Here is a 20,061-nt window from a genome sequence, read left to right on the forward strand (position 1 = left end):
GCCTCTTAGTTCCACAGACTCTGAAGTAGGCATACAACCTGCTGAAGCCCAATGGCTACACTTTCGGTTTCAATATATTCATTGGGGGTGTGAGCGTGACCGCCGCGTGCAAGACCAATGCAAATAGCCGCATAACCCTGGCTCAGCGGAACATTGGCATCAGTCGAGGCTTGCTCTAAGGCCGCATTCACCCCTAGGCGAGCTAAGCATTGCCGGGCTTTCTGCACCAAAGGATGAGATGATAGTATCGCCCCCGCCGGTCGATGCCCCATCCGCATCAACTCAATGCTTATCCCCCTACCCCACCCTTTGTACTGGCGTAATAATCGTTGCATCTCCTCCTCAAACGCGGCAAGAGAGTCCTCTTCTTCACTACGTAACTCCACGTCCATCCAGGCTTCCGGAGCGCGGGTGTTCACAGAAACACCCCCTTGAATAACCCCAATGTTTAGAACGGTGCGAGACGAGGCAGGCAACGGCAAACGCAATATCTCGTGGGCAACAGCAATTAGAGTATGAATAGCCGAGGGGGTCTCCGGCACTGCCCAGGGATGCCCGCCAGGCGCCCGCACATAAATTCGGTAGCGCCTAACCGCCAGAGCGCGATGCACCACTCGCCCTAATCCAATCCCCTCCAGCACTAAATACGCCACTGGGCGATCCATAAAACGCCGTACAATAGCCTTCATGCCCCTTAAGTCGCCATGCCCCTCCTCCCCAACCGTAGCCACCAACCACAGATCACCGGATAGCCGCCATCCATGGCATACTCCAAGACGCCCAATTCCAAGAAGGGTTGCCACTCCCAAGGCATTATCCCCGATGCCGGGACCGGTTATCTTGCTTTCAGAACGATTCAAAGATAAGGCTTGCCCCTCCGGAAACACCGAGTCCATGTGCGCCGTCAGAAGCAACGGGGCGCCACTTCCGCCGGGCAAACGAGCCAACACGTTACCCACTTCATCCTGTTCAACGTCCAGAAGGCCCAATTGGGTAAACTGTTCTTTTAGATAACTGGCACGCCGGGACTCGCTTAGCGAAGGCGCAGGGATAGCTTGAATAGTACAGGCTTGTTGCAAAACATATAGGCTAAGCTCTTTGATCAGAGAAGTGGGAACGGAGTCGCTCACGGCACGCTGACAGAATCCCGTAGAATCTCAAGACGAGCCCGGGCAAGCCCGGGCAAGGTGTCTAATGCATAAAATGGACCACTTCCTTCCACCACTAGAGAGGCTGAGATATTTCCATACAAGGTTGCCTCGAGAGGATCATACGTTTGGCGATACCCAGCCAAAAATCCTCCCCCAAACGCATCTCCGGCACCGGTTGGATCAGTAACCCGCGCCGGATACGCCGGTATCGCCCACCGTTTCCGACCAGCCCTTTCAAACAAATACTGTCCCGCTTCCCCCCGCTTAATCACCACAAACTCACACCCCCAGCTGGCGATGACTTCCGCCATTTCCCAAAGATCTGTGCTGCGCCCCTGAAACAGACGCCTAAGATCCTCTTCTGCAACGAGAAAAGCCGTAACGTCGCGAACCAGCGGCGGTATTTGCTCCCACATGGCCGGATGCATGTACTCACGGCCCGGATCTAGCGTGATCGTAGTTACATTTCCCTTGCGCAGCGCAGAAGGAAGCAAAGCATGGCTCAAATAGTCCATTGGAGCCAAGTGAGCAGCCGTGGCTTCTAGATAGTCCATCGGGATATCGTTCAGACGCAAAGTGAGCGGCGTCGAATCCCCATGGTGGTTATGGCTTTGGCGCGGCGGCACATAACCCAATAACACTTTAGGGACCGGTATCCCTAATTGTGCGAACCACGCCAGTGGATTGGTCGTTTCCTCGGCATTTTCCAGATGACAAATGACTCGACGCAGGTCAACAGCCTGGGGCAAAATGCGGATGCCTCGCGTATCCAGACCGTATGTTGCAAAACTATCCAGCCATTCTTGTGGGTAGTCCTCGCCCACACGGCTGATCAATCCAACCGCATGATCCCAGATCAAAATCCCCACAGCCGCATAGATAGCGCCTCCTCCGGGCACATCTAGACGCGGTTTCCCTTCCAGCGGGAGGATAAAGTCCCGCTGGAGACGCCCGGCTACCACATAACGCAAATAATAAGAGCCCATGTCGGCTTATTTTCCACCCTTTACCGCCCAACCCCACTTACTCAACGTCGTCCGCTTCCCAATTCAGCAATCTGCCTCAGCACACTCAGCACACTGATCCCCACCTTCACCCCATCTTGAGCGGTGAGTTTCACCTGAGCCTGAGACTGCTCGGCACGCTGAATCAACAAGTAAGCAGCCAAAATTCCCGAAATTAACCCCAAGACCGCCCCTACAATTAGGGCATTACGTTTCCATGATTCCATCATACCCACACACTCCTCAATCGAATCTCCTGATTGCTTCAACGAATTGCCATAAGAGGCCCACGGCACGCTGCCAGGCGGCTATTATACCGTACACAGATAGCACAGGTTGCACGCTGCGATCACCCCAGATCTTCACAATATCTCTTACCCGCTGCACCCCGGTTAATAACCATTGGGTCCAGTTTGGGAGGTTGACCATCAGGCGATAGAACACGACTATCAGGGCTACACTTATAACTATGCCGAATAGAATCAAGACGAAGAAGGGTCCCATTAACCAGATTAAAGCAATCGCTGCCCACTGACCGCTGACTACCCCGAGCGGGCTGGGGGTGAAGATCAACGCCGCTATGGGCAGGATAACGATCAGCAGAAGAGCCAGCGCAATTGGAAGGTAGATTTGCGCAAGCACTTGCTTTTGATGCTGACGAATCGAGATTGGAGAAAAGCGCTTAGGCTGTTTTTCCACCATGTCTCTATTTTAGCATGCTTCACCCCAATAAAACACCAAACCCCAGAGGGGTTGTCATCGCCTCTGGGGTTTGGACTATACACAGCCTCAAACGGCTACGGCTTCGCCCGCAACTATCGCCTGGAAGGTTAATCCATCCGGACCACGATCCACCCGAATAGTATCGCCCTCTTTGAATTCGCCTGCCAAGATCTTCAGCGCCAGCGGGTCCTGAAGTTCTCGCTGGATCGCACGTTTGAGAGGACGAGCGCCAAAATCTGGGTCATAGCCGACTTCGGCCAAGTACTGGCGAGCCGCCTCGGTAACCTCCAAACGATACCCACGGTCTTCAATCAATTTCTCCAAACGGCGCAACTGAATGTTGACAATTTGGACAAGATGTTCACGCGTCAGCGGCTTGAAGACCACAATTTCATCCACGCGGTTGAGGAATTCAGGGCGGAAATAAGCCTGCAGCACGCGAGTGACCTCATCTCGCGTGACCATTCCATGACGGCTTAACCACAACTCACTGCCTAGGTTGCTCGTCATGATAATAACCGTATTACGGAAGTCCACTGTTCGCCCTTGTCCATCCGTCAAACGCCCATCATCCAGAACTTGAAGCAGGACATTGAAGACCTCGTGATGGGCCTTTTCAATCTCATCAAACAGGATGACGCTGAATGGACGACGCCGCACGGCTTCAGTCAATTGACCGCCTTCCTCATAACCCACATAGCCCGGTGGAGCTCCGATCAGGCGTGAGACCGTATGCTTCTCCTGATATTCGCTCATGTCAATACGGATCATAGCGCGCTCGTCATCAAAGAGCAACTCCGCTAGAGCGCGTGCCAGTTCAGTCTTACCCACGCCAGTCGGCCCTAGGAAGATAAACGAACCAATGGGGCGATTGGGGTCCTGCAATCCTGCCCGCGCACGGCGTACGGCATTGGCCAAGCTACGTACCGCTTCTTCCTGATCCACCACGCGCTGGTGCAAGCGGTCTTCCATATGGATCAATTTTTCGGTTTCACCCTCCATGAGGCGCGCCACCGGGATGCCTGTCCACCGCGAGACGACCTCAGCGATCTCTTCAGCATCTACCTCTTCCTTCAGCAGCGCACCCTCGGCTTGTAGTTTGCGCAAATGCTCCTCCGCCGCGCGAAGCTGGGCTTCCAGTTCGCGCAGGGTGCCGTAGCGCAAGCGGGCAACTTTCTCCAGATCGGCACGCCGTTCAGCATCTTCGATCTCTATACGAGTCTGCTCAATCCGCTCCTTGATCGCACGCAATTGAGCAATGGCCTGCTTCTCAGCCTGCCAGCGCTCATGCAATTGGCGCGAGCGTTCCTTAAGCACCTTGAGTTCCTCTTCGATCTTTTCTAAGCGCTCGCGCGATCCTTTGTCCTGCTCTTTTTGGAGTGCCTGACGCTCAATCTCCAGTTGCATGATCTGGCGGTCAACATCATCCAGTGCTTGCGGCTTGGAGTCAATCTCCGTGCGCAGGCGGGCTGCGGCTTCGTCAATCAAGTCAATGGCCTTGTCTGGCAAGCGGCGATCTGGGATGTAGCGGTGCGATAGCGTGGCTGCTGCAATGACCGCCGCATCCGTGATGCGCACACCATGATGGACCTCATAACGTTCTTTCAACCCTCGCAGGATGCTAATCGTATCCTCCACTGAGGGCTCAGCCACATAGACGGGTTGGAAACGGCGTTCCAAGGCTGGATCTTTCTCCACGTATTTGCGATATTCATCTACCGTGGTGGCGCCGATCATGTGAAGTTCACCCCGCGCCAACATTGGTTTGAGCATATTGCTGGCATCCATGGCACCTTCCGCAGCGCCAGCCCCTACTACCGTGTGCATCTCATCTACGAAGAGGATGATTTCGCCTGCCGCAGCCGTAATCTCTTGCAGTACGGCCTTAAGCCGCTCCTCAAATTCACCTCGGTACTTTGCCCCCGCAATTAAAGCGCCCATGTCCAATTGGATAATGCGCTTATGTTTCAGACCCTCGGGGACATCGCCCTTGACAATACGCTGGGCCAATCCCTCAACAATAGCAGTTTTACCTACGCCCGGGTCACCGATCAGAGCGGGGTTATTCTTCGTTCGCCGCGAGAGAATCTGAATCACACGGCGAATCTCCTCGTCGCGCCCAATCACCGGATCCAGTTTACCTTGGCGCGCCATGGCCGTCAGGTCACGGCCATATTTTTCCAATGCCTGATAAGTTTCTTCAGGATTGGGAGAAGTGACCCGTTGAGTTCCGCGAATCTCAGCCAGCGCCTTGAGAATCGCCTCTTTGGTCAGGCCAAACTGAGCCAAGCGCTTACCCTCAATGCTATCGGCTAGCCCCAGGAGCAGATGCTCGGTCGAAACATACTCATCCTGCATGCCTTTAGCATAACGCTCGGCAGCAGCCAATACGTCCGCGAGGGCTTGCGAGACCCCAATCTGGGTCGTCGTGCCATACACTTTAGGACGACGTTCGAGATCGGCACGTACCGCATCGCGTATGCCGATAACGCTACCAGCCACCTTGGTAATGATTGCCGGGATAATGCCCTCCGGCTGCTGTACCAAGGCTAGGAGCAAATGCGCCGGTTCAATAGCCTGATGACTCAGGTCGCGAGCCAGTTGCTGTGCCTGAAAAAGAGCTTCCTGTGCTTTCTGAGTGTAACGTTCTAGATTCATTGAATACCTCCTTCGAGATTTCTAAATTTACCGCTAAAATAAGTGCGTATATCGCTTTTAGGTATAGCCGTGTTTTGTAGTAAATGTATTAGACCAATGTTAAAAAAACATATACCTTGATTGTAAAGATAGGAATTATGAGGTCTCAACAACGCTGTGAGATTTACTGGTTAGGCCAGGTGGACTACGACACGGCATGGGCGTTGCAGAATCAAATTGCCGACGAAATTCATCGGGGGCAACGCCCAGCGACGCTACTGCTCCTTGAACACCCCCATGTCTTCACCATTGGGCGCCGTGGTTCTCGGGCCCACATTCTGTGGGACGAGGCCGAATGCGCACGTCGTGCCGTCATTCTGCGGGAGGTTGACCGTGGCGGGGATGTCACCTACCACGGCCCAGGCCAGCTGGTTGGGTATCCCATCCTCCCCCTTGCCCAACCCAATTGGGAAGGAGAGCGCCTGCCTCAGATCGATTTTATTGGCTATCTGCGCAAACTCGAAGACTTGCTCATCCGTCTGTTAGAAACCTATGGCATTGTCGCTTATCGCCGCGAGGGGTTAACCGGGGTGTGGGTAACCTTATCCTCCCCCACCCCTCCAGCCCAACCGGCTAAAATTGCTTCCATCGGTGTCAAAGTGGATCGCTTCGGCATTTCCCGCCATGGATTTGCCCTGAACGTTGCGCCTCAGATGGACTATTGGAGCGGTATTGTTCCCTGCGGGCTGGAAGGCGTTAGAATGACCAGCCTGGCCGAACTACTTCCCTCGCCTCCTTCTTTGCTGACCCTGGCCGTACGCACAGCCCGCATTTTTAGCACTCTCTTCGAATATGAACCCGCGCCCCTGAGTGATGGGAGAGGACTTACTACTATCCAAAGTAGTAATTTATGAGAACCCCCCTTTTTCAGCGTTGATAATCTCACCCATCCATACTTCAAAAGGAGCCAATTTCAGGTATTGGTGAAGCACCCTTCCGACAACGGAGTGAGAGGAGAACAAACAGCGTACGCCCTTCCACTCGGTTGGCAGGCTCACCTCTTGAGGCTGCGCCGAGAAATTCAATCCCACCAAACAGGTTTGCCCAGGCGCTGAACGCAGAAAAAGCAAATATTCTTCGGTTTCTTCGCCACTTAAGGGATGAAAATCACCGTGACGTAAGGCTGGACATTGACGCCGAAAATGGAGTAAATCGTGATAGAAACGGAGTAACGAATCACGCGCCTGCTCCTGATCGGCCACGTTGATCCCTTCGCGGTAATTCGGATTAACTGGTAGCCAGGGCTCTACATGGGCTGGACAGAAACCTGCATGAGGAGCATTACGCCACTGCATAGGCGTACGGCATTTATCCCGTCCATAGGCCGCCGCATGACGCGCCGCCTCTGTTGGAGAGGCGCCCAACAGGCGAATTTCCAATTCATAAGCCCGTAGCGCTAATGGGTCACGAAAGCGGGATATCTCGGTAAACAAATAATCTGTCATGCCAATTTCTTCACCGTTGTACAGAAAGGGTGTTCCCTTGAGAGTCAACATTAGCGCCACCAGCACTCGCATCAGCCCCTCGTCATTCACGCCATCCCCAAAAGCACTGCGCAAACGAGACGTATCGTGGTTTCCCAGGGTGTTGCACGGCCAAGCACCTGGCGGCAACGCCCCCAGACGTTCGCGCTGATTCTGGAGCACCCATTGGGGTGTGATGCGCCGCGTACGCATGAGCGGAAAGTTGAATACCAGATGCAACTCGTCTTGCCCGTTCCCGTAAAAGGCAATTTGTTCTGATTCTCCCACCAAGACCTTGTCCGGGAATTCATCCACCACCCCCCTTAACGTCCGCATTAAATCATGGACTTCGGGTAAATCCACCTGAAAACGCACCAAGTCATCAAAAAGCCGTCTGACCAGTTCCTGCTCCTCTTGGGTGCGCGCGTTCCGGAGCATAATATATAGATCATCAACCCCATAGTTCTTCCCATGGTCTGGCAGATAGGGGTCTTCGAAAATGGTGCCCACAGCATCTAGGCGAAAACCATCCACTCCCATGTCTAGCCAGTAGCGTACGACGTCAAACATCACCTTCTTGACCTCAGGATTGCGCCAGTTCAAATCAGGCTGTTCCTTGAAGAAAAAATGATAGTAATACATTTGGGTGGTTGTATCCCATGTCCAGGCACTCCCACCAAAAGTAGAGTACCAATCATTCGGGGGACCACCATTTCGGCCCTCGCGCCAGATATACCAATCGCGATGCGGATTTTCCCGACTAGCACGCGATTCTCTAAACCAGGGATGCTGATCAGACGTGTGGTTAAGCACCAGATCTAAAATGAGCCGCATATTACGACGCTTCACCTCGCGTAATAGGCGCCTGAAATCTTCTAAAGTGCCATACTCGGGCGCCACTCCGTAGTAGTCCGCAATATCATAACCACAGTCAATCTGTGGCGAGGGATAATGAGGAGACAGCCAGATCGCATCCACCCCTAACCATTGCAGATAATCCAAGGACTGAGTGATCCCCTCAATATCACCGATCCCATCCCCATTCCCATCCGCAAAACTACGGGGATAGATTTGATAGAAAACTGCCTCTTGCCACCACGAAAATTGCATGGTTGTATCGCGCTCCCACCTTCGAAGATCGGGGTTGAAGGATTTACATAAAATATATTGTGTGGTTCTAAGAATGTGTTACAGCCGGTATCAGAACCTGGCCCACCACTCCCTGTTCACTCAAATCCACCAGCCGCACCTGGCTGATCTGATTCCACAAGGGCGCGGGGGCAAATGCCTCCACATGCAAGTAATTATCACTCAGTCCTCGTAAGCGCCACCCCTGAGGACCAAGACCGTCCACGGCCTCCCAAAGCACTTGCACCTCTGCTCCCAGAAAGGCCCGGCGGAAACGCAAACTGGCTCGTGCCAAAACCTCACGCATACGACGACTGCGCTCTTTCTTCATGGCAGGGGGAACCTGGCCAGGTAACCGTGCTGCAGGAGTGCCAGGACGAGGGGAATAGGCAAAAACATGCCCCCCAGCAAACGCCATTGCTTCCACAAACTCCAGACTAGCCTCAAATTCTGCCTCATCCTCACCCGGGAAACCCACAATAATATCCGTTGTCACCGCCAGACCGGGGATCGCTTGTCGCGCCTGCTCTAACAAGGCCGCATATCCTTCAGGGGTAATCTTGCGCGCCATGCGACGCAACGTTTGAGCACACCCTGATTGCAAAGGGAGATGCAAATGCCGACACAAGCGCGGATTCTCCCACAACCTAAAGAAAGCCTCATCAAGATCCCACGGCTCTAGCGAAGAAAGGCGCAAGCGTGGCACGTCTGTTTCTTTCAAGATGATTTGAATAAGATGGCGTAGGTGGCGGGGCGGCCGCAAATCCTGCCCCCATGAACCCAGGTGCACTCCACTCAGGACGATTTCCTTTGCGCCGCCTGCCAAAGCTGCCTGCACTTCACGCACCACGGCCTCGGCACTTTCACTACGCCCCTTTCCTCTGGCTATACGGGTAACACAGAAAGTACAGAAATTATCACACCCATCCTGAACCTTGATGAAAGCTCGCGTCCGCCAGTGTGCACCAGGCAGGGGTTCACGGGTAATGGGTTCTAAATCATAAAGAGGCATCCCGGTCAGATCGGCAACCAAGCGCATTTTTTCAGCATTGGGCACCACCCGACTCACCCGCGGCAACGCAGCTGCTTGCACAGGTTCCAGCGTGGCCCAACAGCCAGTCACAATGATCTGCCCAGCCCCTTGGCGAGCCGCCTGGCGGATCTTTTGGCGCGAATCTGAAGCTGCTTCGGCAGTAACGGCACATGTATTGATAACTACTATATCCGCTTGGGCTGCTGAGGCTACGATCTCATGCCCTCCGACCCGGAAGTTGGCAGCCAGTTTTTCAATCTCACTTTGATTGAGCCGACATCCAACGGTATCTAAATAGACTCGCATCTCGTTCCATTAAGGCTTGAGCACATAAAAGTTATCAAAAACCACCTCAACGCCAGTTTCATCAAAGGTGCCTGCAAATACACCTACATCGCCTGAATTATACCGATGATCTTCGATTTCAAGAAGTTTCTGCCGATCCACGTAGAGCGCAAGCGAAGAACCCACACAATCGGCTCTGAGCAAGTAGGTGCTCAATCCACGATCTACACTCGCCACATAAGTTAGACCAGAGTCTGTAAGGATGTGATAGCCGTCTCCATCCACTGCCACAATTCCTGTATAGCCATCACTACTAACCACGAAGGCATAAAATTGATCGGGGCCCTGATAGCGACAAATCAACCCGAAGTCATTATTAGGTGGTCCTCCAACCACCCGTGCTTCCACCGCAAGGATGGCATCTTTAATCTCCAGACCCGCCAATGACCAGTAATCGTAGTGCGGCTCTCCGATAAGAAAGCGCAGTCCGCCTCCCTGATATGCAATTTGAGTTTGACCGCCATCCCACTGAGACCAGCCACTCCGCGGGTTCGAAAAGTCGTCATAGAATAAAAGATTGTTTTGGGAGACGGAGACATCCGTTGAGGTCAATAGCCAACTACACCCCCCAAGACACGACAAAACCAGCACCGAGACCAAGACTCTACCGCTGAGGAAAATACTGCTCCAGCAGTCGCTGAGCCTGCAAGACCAATTCCGAATTGTTAGATTGTGAAACCACTTGAAGCAAAGCCTCATGAGCACTCTCCCACTCGCGTTGCCATAGCCAGATCTGCGCCTGATGCAACAATGCTGGCATATAATGCGTATCCTTGATGAGAGCCTGTTGCAAGAATCGTTCCCCTTGAACCACATCGCCGTTCAGAAAGGTAATCCACCCCATTAAGTCAAGTGTTTCGGGATCATCGGGCTCCAACTCCAATGCCTTTCGAGCCGCCGGGAGAGCGTATGTTTCTAGGTCCAGTCCATAGGCCAACGCAAAGCGCGCATAATAGCGCCAGACAAGAGCATCTTGAGGGGCCAAAGCCACAGCCCAGTCGTAATAATTCACGGCCAATGCTACATCTCCCATTGCCGCGTAAGTCTCTGCCATCTCCATCTGCCAGCGTGGGTCCTCCGGAAACTGACGAGCCAGTGCCTGATAAAAAGGGAGCGCTCGCTCGGGTTGCCCAGCACGGCGCCAATACAATCCCCAAGCGGCTCGAACCGCAGCCGCATCAGGCGCTAATCTATAAGCCATTTCCAATTCCTCCAGACCACTTTGCCCCAATTGCTGGCGGGCTTCACTCAGCAATACCCATCCCTCAGCATACTCGGGGGCTTGTACGACAACCTGTTCAAAAGCCTCCCGCGCCAAGTCCCACTCACTCGATTGGCCCAGCACCTGACCAACACGCATCAATGCCGCCACATCCCCCGGCTGGTGGGCAGCACTTGTAAGCGCTTCCCCAAGAGCCTGATAGACACTGTGGCTCTGTCCGCTAATTGTGCTCACTTTCTGAAAACAATCCAGTGCCAGAGCGGGATCACGCGACGCAAAAAGGAGAATCGCTAACTGTAATGCTTTTGGGTCATCTGGGAATTGTTCCAGCCAAACACGCACAGCCTGACGTGCCAGGTCCAGATTAATCCGGCGCAGATGCGTGACAAGTTCCACTCGTTCCGGCGAGGACACATGAGCATCGCGCATGAGGGCGAGCCATATATCGGCAGCCGCTGCCAAATCACCTGTCTGAAAATAGGCCTCGGCCAAATTGCGTTGCTCCATGGGCAAAAGCGACTCATAAGCCGAGAGTTGCTCCAGGGCTCGAATGACTGTAGGATAATCCGCCGCCTCGTAAGCAAGGCTGGCGATGCCGCGCCAGATCTTAGGATAGTCTGGTAGATACTCTGCAGCCCGAAGCCATAGGGTCAGAGCCTGGGGTTTATCCTCGTGCAGCCGTGCCAAACGTCCTTCCATTACCAGAGTGTCTGCCGCCCAAGGACGAGGCCACAAGTTGAGCCAGAGGGTGACCAGAAAAAGAAAAAAATAGATCCCTTCTTCGATCCAAGAGGCGTAACGCTTCCAGGCCCGCCGGAGCCAAGTTGCCTTCCACCAATTTAACGAGGGACGCCCGCTGGTCATATTGACATTATAATCAACCTAATTCGATCTAGGTGCCTTATAAGGAAACAAGATAATGGCTCGAGATCCGATCCCAACGTGGTTCTTCGTTGTAGTGATCGTCCGTCAGGGCGAGCAGTTTCTTCTTATTCAGGAAAGCCGCCATGGGCAAACTTGGTATTTTCCGGCCGGCCGCGTTGAACCCGGCGAGACAATTTTAGAGGCCGCCTACCGCGAAACTCTTGAGGAATCTGGTATCCCCATTGAACTGGATGGCCTTTTGCGTATTGAGTATACTTCCCTGCCCGTGGGAGCGGTGCGAATGCGCTTTTTCTTTCTGGCGCATCCAGCCACGCCTGCGCCCCCTAAATCTCAACCCGACGCAGAATCACTACAAGCCCGGTGGATCACCCTGGAACAGCTTTATCAATACCCCCTCCGTAGTCCAGAAGTCCAAAAGATCCTGGAATCCATTGCTTCGGGTGCACCTGCCTACCCGCTCTCGCTGCTTACCAGCCAAAGAACCCCCCATCCGCCCCTTTGATACACAAGCCCCTTATTTTATGAAGCGGGGTTAAAATAACTTGAGCCACCGAAGGGAATCGAACCCTTGACCCGCCGCTTACGAAGCGGCTGCTCTGCCGGCTGAGCTACGGTGGCGCAAAGAAAATTATATCTCAGGATTGAAGGTTTCGACAAGGTTGATCTATGTTGAACGTGGCCATGATTTCTTTCCACACTTGCCCCCTGGCAACACTTGGCGGCAAAGATACCGGGGGAATGAACGTCTATGTAGCCGAACTTACCCGCCACCTGGGGCAAATGGGTATCCACGTGGACGTTTTCACACGCTCCCAGGACGAGCATGTGCCTCACGTACTACACAACCTAGGCTATGGAAATCGCGTTGTTCACGTGCCTGCTGGACCAGAAAAACCCCTTCCAAAATCGGAACTTTATACCTACCTCGACGAGTTTAGCCGTGGTGTTTCGGAATTCGCCCAGAATAAACATATTCATTACCATCTTGTACACAGCCACTACTGGCTTTCGGGCCTAGTAGCCGAAAGGTTGAAACGTGAATGGAACGTTCCTGTCGTCCATATGTTTCATACCCTCGGAGTTATGAAAAACCGGGTAGCCCGTTCACCATCAGAACATGAACCCCCGGTCCGACTGGAGAAGGAGACTCACTTAGTGCAAACCGTGGACCATATAGTTGCCGCCACCCCCGCCGAAAAAGCGCAGTTGGAATTTCTGTATCATACAGACTCCCGAAAGATCTCCATCATCCCACCGGGTGTGGATGTTGGGCGCTTCTATCCCATTCCCAAGGACGAAGCCCGCGCGTTTGTGGGAGTACCTGATGAAGCACGCATGATCCTGTTTGTGGGGCGCATCGAACCTTTGAAAGGAATTGAAACCCTGATCCGCGCTCTGCGCCTAATCCAAGATACTGGACGCCTGGCGTGTTGCCCCCATTACTTGGCGATTATCGGAGGAAATCCTCCAACGGGTGCTGAGCAGATGGACTCCGAAATGACACGTTTGCAACGGTTAGCCAAACAACTCGGGGTTAAAGACGTGGTGCTCTTCCTCGGCAAACAGGCACAGGAATCATTGCCGTATTATTACTCTGCTGCTGATGTCCTAGTACTCCCATCTCACTATGAATCCTTTGGCATGGTAGCTCTTGAAGCCATGGCTTGCGGCACCCCCGTCATCGCCTCACAGGTGGGTGGTTTGCCTTTCCTGGTCCGGGATGGGGTAACCGGCTTCGTTATACCTGATGGGGAGCCCGCCATACTTGCTGACCGTCTAACTCAGTTGATTTTGGATAGCAACCTGCGCGAACAAATGGGAAAACGCGCCGTTGAACATGCACAACCATATGCCTGGACTAAAATTGTCCGGCAAATCGTCCGGCTTTACGAGCGCTTGCTCACCCTTCAGACCGCCCCACCAGGCCTCGTGGCAGCGACTCCCCTCTAAAGGGGTCTACCCAGAAACACCGAGAGCGCTTGCAAGGCCCAGAACCACCCCCACAGCGCAGCCCATAGGCGCTGGGTACGCTCCTTGCTCAGCGTAATCATCCACACCAGAATGAGCACCAACGCTGCCAGGGCCACGTAACCCGAAACTACCAAGGTCGAGTTAAGCAGCGGCCATGCCGGGGCCAGCAGCTGCTGTGAAGTGATCCAAAGCCGCGCAACGGCGGCCAGGAACATGCTGAGAACAAAGAACTTAATCCCGATGGGAAACACCGATTTCCACAGAATAGCGCTGACCAAACCAATGACAACCAAGAGCAAGAGAACAGTAGGTCCCGGTATTTGTGCCCCCCCAATTTTTTCACTAAGTAATATCACAAACCACATCACACTCCCGCCGGCCAGCCCTAGCCAGCCTCGTGCGATTTCCGAGTGGGTCTGCAAGATGGCATGATTAAGCAACACTACTCCCAAACCCAGCAGAGAAACCAAGTAAACCAGCAAGCCTGACATTCCCCAGAATCCTTGTATGGGAGCGGCAAGCATGTGCATCAACAATGTTAGCAACACGAGCGCCGCCATTGGGATCAGGCCATCCCAGAACTTGCTAGAAAGGTCACGAGTTATACCCATCTGGCTTATTCTTAATATCCTGGGTAGGGGCCTTAAGTTTGGGTACACTGTTTGCGCTGAAATTCCAGTGGTAATTGAAGTGGATTCGGCCAGATCAGCAGTAGCCGCTACTCCTTCTCTTTGTTGCTTGGATTTGGGAGTGGCTTTCGCACCTTCTTCGAGAGTTGAGCCTGTGATCTGTGTACTGGACTTTCGATTCTTTCGTTTCACGTTACTCCCACCCCGTATCCCAACATTCGGCAGTTTTGGCAACAACGAACATTCAAATCTCTGTGCTTTATCTTAATCCCCACCGCCTCTCTCGTCAATTCTGCACGCCTAACAGTTACTTTTCAAATTTTTCATGGGTAAGATGGATTGTCCAAGCGGAAACCATAGCCCCGTACGGTTACCAAATAGGGGTACTCATCACTGGCCGCTAAACGATCTCTCAACCGTCGTACCAGGGCATCTAAGGCTTGATCGGATACGCCCAGCGCCTGCTCATTGCCCCACACTGCAGAAATGATCTGCTGTCGTGATACCGCCTCTCCTTGATGCTCATAGAGAAGTTCTAAAAGGCGAAATTGAGGAACAGACAGAGGGGGTAGAACTTCCCGCCCCGCAACCCAAACCCGATGCGACTGCCTGTCTAAAAACAGACGCCGCCGCCAAGGTTCAGGTTCTCTCTCCGCAGGCGTAGGCAACGGCTCTAATAACGGAAGGGTGGCATCGGACGCCAAGAACACAAAGTGTTGCACCAACGCGATTTGGATCAAATCCCCATCCTCTAACCACACCTCTTCTTCAATGCGCTGACCATTGCGAAAGGTTCCGTTCTTGCTCCCCAAGTCCTCAAGAAGCACGCCCTCCTTATCTGGTACCAGACGCGCATGGTAACGCGAAACCTGACGATCTGGGATTACCACTTCACACTGCGCATCACGGCCAATGGTCAATACCCGATCAACAGCCCAGCGCTGCCCATTCAGTGGGCCGGTCTGACCAACAAGTAATGGGAACTCTTTATCTTGCATGTTCCTTAAATTTAGCCTCCCTGGCTCAAAAGTTGCTCCAAACAGTCCGCCGACCCTCAGTTATAATATAACAGAAAATGACTGTGGAAGGTACGCTCTTTTCGGCTGGCATTTACGCCGTTATTCAGATGCCAGCCCCTGTTAGTCATGCCAGGCAATTGTTCCTATGCCCTTGCCCTTAAGATCTGGGAGCATTCTGCGGAATCGTTACCGCATTCGCCGCATCATTGGCCATGGTGGAATGGGGAATATTTACCTGGCCGATGATCTGCGCCTGGAAGGACGTCAATGCGCGCTTAAGGAAGTCGAATACGACCGTTCTCTGCCTCCAGAGTTACTCAAAGAAGCCCGAGAGCAATTCTTCCGTGAGGCTACCGTTCTGGCTCGGCTAGATCACCCCAACCTGCCTAAGGTTTCAGACTTTTTTTCGATTGAAGAGCGCGACTATCTCGTCATGGACTACATTCCAGGCAAGGATCTGCGCACTTTGATGCTGGAAGCCAAAGCCCGGCGCGAGTTCTTGCCTGAAAGCGATGTTTTGAACTGGGCCAATCAACTGGCTGATGCCCTGATTTATTTGCACAGCCAGACTCCTCCCATTCTGCATCGGGATATCAAGCCCAGTAACCTCAAAATCACACCCAGCGGATTACTCAAGTTGGTGGATTTTGGCCTGGTCAAGATGCTAGCTCCTGGGGAGGTCACTATCACGATCTTACAGGGCCAGGGCACTGCCCTCTATACTCCCCTTGAACAATACGGAGGCGATGGCGGGCATACGGATGTGCGCAGTGATATTTATGCTTTTGGCGCTACACTCTACCACTTGCTCACTAACACCCCACCGGCGGATGCCAAAGAACGTTTTCTCAATCCAGATGCCTTGATCCCCCCTCGTCAGATTAATCCTAGCATCAGCCCCCGTACCGAACGAGCCATTCTGTGGGCCATGGGATTACATCCTAGTGAGCGCCCAGAGAGCGTAGAACTATTCCGCCAGAGTCTAATCGGTGAGCGACCAACTTACCCGCGCCCCCTCCCCAAGCAACCCCGATACCCCAAGTGGTACTTTCTGGCGCTCCCTACCGAGCGTTTTCTGCTCTACACTGCCATTGCAATGTCTCTATTGGGACTGATTATCACTCTGATTCGTTGATGCCAAGCCAGTGTTCCAACCAGGTACGCATATGGCCGCCCGCTACCTGCCATAAACGCCCCAGCGCCCAGCCAATACCACACCCAAATAAAATGGCCACTAGAATCCCTGGCAATCCTGCTCGCAAATACCCGTTCCGAGGATCAGGGAGCAAGAGCACTACTATATAGGCAATCATCCCTCCAATAACCGTGAACATGGCTTGCTGGTAGGCCAAACGCATCGCCAGGGCTCTGGCCGCAATTCCTCCAACCCCCAGACCAAGGCCCCAAACCAATACCAACACAATCACCCACAAACCCAAAGGTGGGGAGGCGTGCCGGGGGGCCGCGGGTTCCAATGTAGGAGTCGGGGTGACCTCGACAGGCGTTACGGTCACTTCCGGGGTTTCAGTGGGAATCAAGGTCGGTAGGACAGCCGTGACAGCCGCTTCTTGTCCATCGGTTATATTGATCGTAATAATTTGTGACAACAACGCCGGATCGCTAACAGCACGGATCTCTACTGGACTGGCCTCAGTAATCTTATAGGTGGTCTGCGCTATCCCTCGATTGGTGACCGTCTCGACTTGCTGCTGAATGCGTTTATCCCCAATCCCTGTAGTGATTATAAAGCGCACCACTGTTCCGTCCGGAACAGGATTACGATTATGGTCATAAATCAATCCAGTGCGTATAGAAATGACATCCCCCAATTTAAACGAGGGAGATTCAGTCGTTTGAGGAGCACTTGGGACAACGGTGGCACCTTCACTCCCAAGCGGCTCCACGATAATAGGGATCACCTGTGCTGGGTCTGGTGAGGTTATCGTGATGAGATCGTAGCCTATACCGGGCACAGACACTGGCGATGCCCCCACTGGTACAACCTCCTGGAAAAGCACACGAGCCGCCATATCCAGAAAAGGAGCCGTTTTACTGTACACCGCATAATAAGCAGTCAGCTTACTGATATCAGTGGCATCCAAATAATAGGGGGCATTGAAAGCAAAGACAATAACCCGCTTATTACGGATCAGGTCAGGACGTTCAGCCAGTAAGCGCCGCAAGGCATTGGCTTCTGGGTGCCCGCGACGCGGATTTAGGATGGAGAAAATCACCCATTCGGCTTGGCGAAGGTTGTTATCCAGTGCAACCAATTCCTGAGCCCCGTTAAGATAGGCCGTAAGATCCTGAAACGAATAGGCGGAAAGATAGGCCTCGTTAATCTGACCCCCCGCTTGAGGACCGTAAAGACGCACAATGGCTTTTTTCAACCCATCCACCGTGAAAACCGATTGCTCTGGACAGGTGCTGCACTGGCGAGCGCTCTCCACATCCGTGAAGAAGATCATTCCCTCCCGAGGCGCAGGTGGGCGAGGCAATACCTCGCTCAAATCCGCTGCATCCGGGCTAAGCAAGGTAATGGATTGGCGGGCAACTTCAAAGACTGTGGATTGAGAACGCCCCACTTCATTCAAGGCGATCGCCTCAGGAATGACATCCTCTAGTGCAAACGAGGGGTATAGACGATATTTGAGAGTCAGGATGCGTAACACAGAAGCATCTACTCGTTCAGCAAACGCGGGGTCTTCTAAGTATTTCTGAACAAAAGCATCCAGTGTTTTGGCCATCGAGTCGAATGCATCTGTATCGCCGGATCCCACAAAATTGTTCAGGTACAGCAAGTCATTACCTGCCAGAAAGGCAGTGCGTGCGACCAAACGCGGGTCAAAGTTCTGACCCGTCGGATCAAAAAAGCGTTTGACCGCATTACTACCTAGGTTGTCGCTGATAATCAACCCACCCCCCTGATACCAGGTACCAATCGGTTCTAGTTTGAGCAACTGCTCCAGCGCCGCAGCGTCCAATGAAATCGGCCGTGTGCTAGCACGGATGTTTCCTTGAAATCCCTGATACCGTATGTGCGAGACGAGCACCCCATCGGGCGAAACGGGATCGCCGGGAAGGGTTTGGGTCACCGCAAAGAAAGGCGCCAGTTCAACCTGCTTGAGTTGCTCCAACGATTTCCTGACCGTAGCCACTTCCTCCTCAGGCGAACGATCTGAACTACCCTGCCCAGGAAAATGCTTCGCAATGACCGCAATTCGCCCGTTACTCCCGGCATGCACCCCCCGAATGAACGCCTTTCCCATCTCTCCGACCCAGTACGGATCACCGCCAAACGTGCGCGTTCCCAAATCCTCGCCGCTGATCCCCAGATTCGGTACGTCCAATACATCCAACGAGGGGCCCAGATAGAGATTAAATCCTAGAGCATAGAGTTCCTTCCCCAGAACCTGCCCGACCTGTTCGGCCAGTGCGGGCTTCCAGGTTGCACCAATTGCCATGGCACTGGGCAAAGGGGTCATCCCGTTGAAAATCTGATCATTGGGATATAAATCCCCTTCCTGTGAAATTCCCACAAACAACGGGATATACGTCAAAGCAAGAGGTTGCCCACTTCGGGCATCCACTGAGGGAGACTGAGTGGCATCCCATGCTACCTGCTGGAGATTGCGAATCAAGGCAGCGGTTTGAGCCACCGTGCCTTCGGGTCCAGTGAAATTATCGTTTGCCGCGCTGAGGATCACACCCCCCACATGGTAGCGGGTAATAAGTCTGTAAATGGGCGTATTCGAACCCACCTCACGGCCTTGAAAACTCACCAAAAACAACTGTCCCACCCTTTCCTCGGGCGAAAGGCGAGCCAAAAGCTCGCGGGCGCGTTCCTCAGCATTATTTGAGGGCGTCTGAGCAAAGCTCCGCACAGGTCCCCTCCCCAGAAGAGCAACCAGAATAAGGCCTAACAACCAGAGACGCCCTCCCCTAAAATACCAGACCCAAGATCCGCCTTTAGATGTGATTCGCTTTTTTCGGCTCATGATCTCACAATGGCCTTGTCAGACGGATTAGCCTCAACTTTGACCATTCGAGAACGGATCTGCATAGCCAGGACTGGATCATCCGTGAAAACCCCATCCACCCCCCAACGGAAAAGGGACTCCAAGTCTTCGGCACGGTTGACCGTCCATACGTGAACACGTCGCCCCCGCCGATGCTCATACACAATCCAATCAGGAGTGACATCCACAAGATACGGATGAATAATGCGCGGAGAAATCCAGCGCATCAGATTAGAACGCGCCAACCAGCCCGCACGCCCTTCCAAAGCCAGCAAAGCCACCGGGCATTCTGGAAGCAAGCGGCGTATTCGAATGAGATTCCACGGATTGAATGATGAGAAGAGTACGCGTTGTTCTAAATGATATTCACGTACCAGTTGCGCAACTTTGATGGGCAGCGAATCCAAGGGGGCATTATAGTTGGTCAACTCCACATTGATGAACAAGTTTTGCCCCAATTCTTGGAACACTTCACGTAAAAGCGGGATTTTCTCACCCCGATAAGTTTCTGAAAAGAAGGCCCCTGCATCTAACCTTCTAATTTCATCAAGGCGTAAACAGCGGACTTCGCCATGACCGTTGGTGGTGCGATCCACAGTCATATCGTGGATTACCACCACCTCGCCATCAGCGGTTAATTTAGCATCCAGCTCAATGGCTTCTACCCCTTGCTCAGCAGCCAGGCGAAAGGCTGACATAGTGTTTTCCGGAGCGTATGCCGAGGCTCCACGATGTGCAAAAATGACAGGCTGAGGCAACTTCTCTAGCATGA

General features: G+C 53.2%; 17 protein-coding genes and 1 tRNA gene. 4 read left to right on the plus strand and 14 right to left on the minus strand.

What is annotated here, in order from left to right:
- Positions 1-5: 5 nt before the first annotated feature.
- The 5 genes from Q0721_RS00940 to clpB all read right to left on the minus strand — a co-directional run bounded on the left by Q0721_RS00940 (position 6) and on the right by clpB (position 5,536).
- Positions 6-1,130 carry a M20/M25/M40 family metallo-hydrolase gene (locus tag Q0721_RS00940; RefSeq protein ID WP_299024367.1) on the minus strand — a complete coding sequence of 375 codons (1,125 nt, stop codon included), beginning with the start codon at positions 1,128-1,130 and terminating at the stop codon, positions 6-8.
- Positions 1,127-2,137 (minus strand): carbohydrate kinase family protein, encoded by a 1,011-nt coding sequence (locus tag Q0721_RS00945; RefSeq protein WP_299024369.1) that lies wholly within the window; start codon positions 2,135-2,137, stop codon positions 1,127-1,129. The genes Q0721_RS00940 and Q0721_RS00945 overlap by 4 nt, the downstream gene beginning before the upstream one ends.
- A 41-nt stretch (positions 2,138-2,178) precedes the next feature.
- Positions 2,179-2,385: a hypothetical protein gene (locus Q0721_RS00950; protein WP_299024371.1), complete on the minus strand. Its 207-nt coding sequence runs from the start codon at positions 2,383-2,385 to the stop codon at positions 2,179-2,181.
- Positions 2,386-2,398: 13 nt separating this feature from the next.
- On the minus strand, positions 2,399-2,857 hold the full coding sequence (locus Q0721_RS00955) for a hypothetical protein (protein WP_299024373.1): 459 nt from the start codon (positions 2,855-2,857) through the stop codon (positions 2,399-2,401).
- Positions 2,858-2,944: 87 nt separating this feature from the next.
- Positions 2,945-5,536 carry an ATP-dependent chaperone ClpB gene (gene clpB / locus Q0721_RS00960; protein WP_299024375.1) on the minus strand — a complete coding sequence of 864 codons (2,592 nt, stop codon included), beginning with the start codon at positions 5,534-5,536 and terminating at the stop codon, positions 2,945-2,947.
- A 137-nt stretch (positions 5,537-5,673) separates the two neighbouring features.
- Between clpB and lipB the strand changes: the two genes are divergently transcribed.
- Positions 5,674-6,429 (plus strand): lipoyl(octanoyl) transferase LipB, encoded by a 756-nt coding sequence (gene lipB, locus Q0721_RS00965; RefSeq protein WP_299024377.1) that lies wholly within the window; start codon positions 5,674-5,676, stop codon positions 6,427-6,429.
- Here lipB and Q0721_RS00970 read toward each other — a convergent pair.
- The 4 genes from Q0721_RS00970 to Q0721_RS00985 form a co-directional block, all read right to left on the minus strand.
- Entirely contained in the window at positions 6,424-8,148 is a 1,725-nt protein-coding gene (locus Q0721_RS00970) for an alpha-glucosidase (protein WP_299024379.1), read from the minus strand. The two genes, lipB and Q0721_RS00970, sit on opposite strands and share 6 nt — an antisense overlap.
- 67 nt (positions 8,149-8,215) lie before the next feature.
- Entirely contained in the window at positions 8,216-9,505 is a 1,290-nt protein-coding gene (gene mtaB, locus Q0721_RS00975) for a tRNA (N(6)-L-threonylcarbamoyladenosine(37)-C(2))-methylthiotransferase MtaB (protein WP_299024381.1), read from the minus strand.
- Positions 9,506-9,514: 9 nt separating this feature from the next.
- Positions 9,515-10,096 (minus strand): hypothetical protein, encoded by a 582-nt coding sequence (locus Q0721_RS00980; RefSeq protein ID WP_299024384.1) that lies wholly within the window; start codon positions 10,094-10,096, stop codon positions 9,515-9,517.
- 52 nt (positions 10,097-10,148) lie between these two features.
- Positions 10,149-11,630 carry a tetratricopeptide repeat protein gene (locus Q0721_RS00985; RefSeq protein ID WP_299024386.1) on the minus strand — a complete coding sequence of 494 codons (1,482 nt, stop codon included), beginning with the start codon at positions 11,628-11,630 and terminating at the stop codon, positions 10,149-10,151.
- Between the two features lie 55 nt (positions 11,631-11,685).
- Here Q0721_RS00985 and Q0721_RS00990 point away from each other — a divergent pair, with 55 nt between their 5' ends.
- Positions 11,686-12,153, plus strand: coding sequence for an NUDIX domain-containing protein (locus Q0721_RS00990; RefSeq protein WP_299024388.1), 468 nt, complete (start codon positions 11,686-11,688; stop codon positions 12,151-12,153).
- Between the two features lie 43 nt (positions 12,154-12,196).
- Here the strand turns inward: Q0721_RS00990 and Q0721_RS00995 are convergent.
- Positions 12,197-12,269: transfer RNA gene (locus tag Q0721_RS00995), tRNA-Thr, on the minus strand.
- A 48-nt stretch (positions 12,270-12,317) separates the two neighbouring features.
- On the opposite strand from Q0721_RS00995, the gene Q0721_RS01000 reads away from it, so the two are divergent.
- Positions 12,318-13,601, plus strand: a complete 1,284-nt coding sequence (locus Q0721_RS01000; protein ID WP_299024390.1) for a glycosyltransferase — start codon at positions 12,318-12,320, stop codon at positions 13,599-13,601.
- Here Q0721_RS01000 and Q0721_RS01005 read toward each other — a convergent pair.
- On the minus strand, positions 13,598-14,233 hold the full coding sequence (locus Q0721_RS01005; protein ID WP_299024392.1) for a hypothetical protein: 636 nt from the start codon (positions 14,231-14,233) through the stop codon (positions 13,598-13,600). The genes Q0721_RS01000 and Q0721_RS01005 overlap by 4 nt on opposite strands.
- A gap of 341 nt (positions 14,234-14,574) precedes the next feature.
- Positions 14,575-15,249: an FHA domain-containing protein gene (locus Q0721_RS01010; protein WP_299024394.1), complete on the minus strand. Its 675-nt coding sequence runs from the start codon at positions 15,247-15,249 to the stop codon at positions 14,575-14,577.
- A gap of 166 nt (positions 15,250-15,415) precedes the next feature.
- Between Q0721_RS01010 and Q0721_RS01015 the strand changes: the two genes are divergently transcribed.
- Positions 15,416-16,405 carry a serine/threonine-protein kinase gene (locus tag Q0721_RS01015; RefSeq protein ID WP_299024396.1) on the plus strand — a complete coding sequence of 330 codons (990 nt, stop codon included), beginning with the start codon at positions 15,416-15,418 and terminating at the stop codon, positions 16,403-16,405.
- Here the strand turns inward: Q0721_RS01015 and Q0721_RS01020 are convergent.
- Positions 16,389-19,154: a glycoside hydrolase family 3 N-terminal domain-containing protein gene (locus tag Q0721_RS01020; RefSeq protein WP_299024398.1), complete on the minus strand. Its 2,766-nt coding sequence runs from the start codon at positions 19,152-19,154 to the stop codon at positions 16,389-16,391. The two genes, Q0721_RS01015 and Q0721_RS01020, sit on opposite strands and share 17 nt — an antisense overlap.
- Positions 19,155-19,264: 110 nt before the next feature.
- Entirely contained in the window at positions 19,265-20,059 is a 795-nt protein-coding gene (locus Q0721_RS01025) for a glycerophosphodiester phosphodiesterase family protein (RefSeq protein ID WP_299024400.1), read from the minus strand.
- Positions 20,060-20,061 lie beyond the last annotated feature (2 nt).

It is taken from the genome of uncultured Thermanaerothrix sp. (assembly GCF_938028735.1).
Lineage (GTDB): Bacteria > Chloroflexota > Anaerolineae > Anaerolineales > Anaerolineaceae > Thermanaerothrix.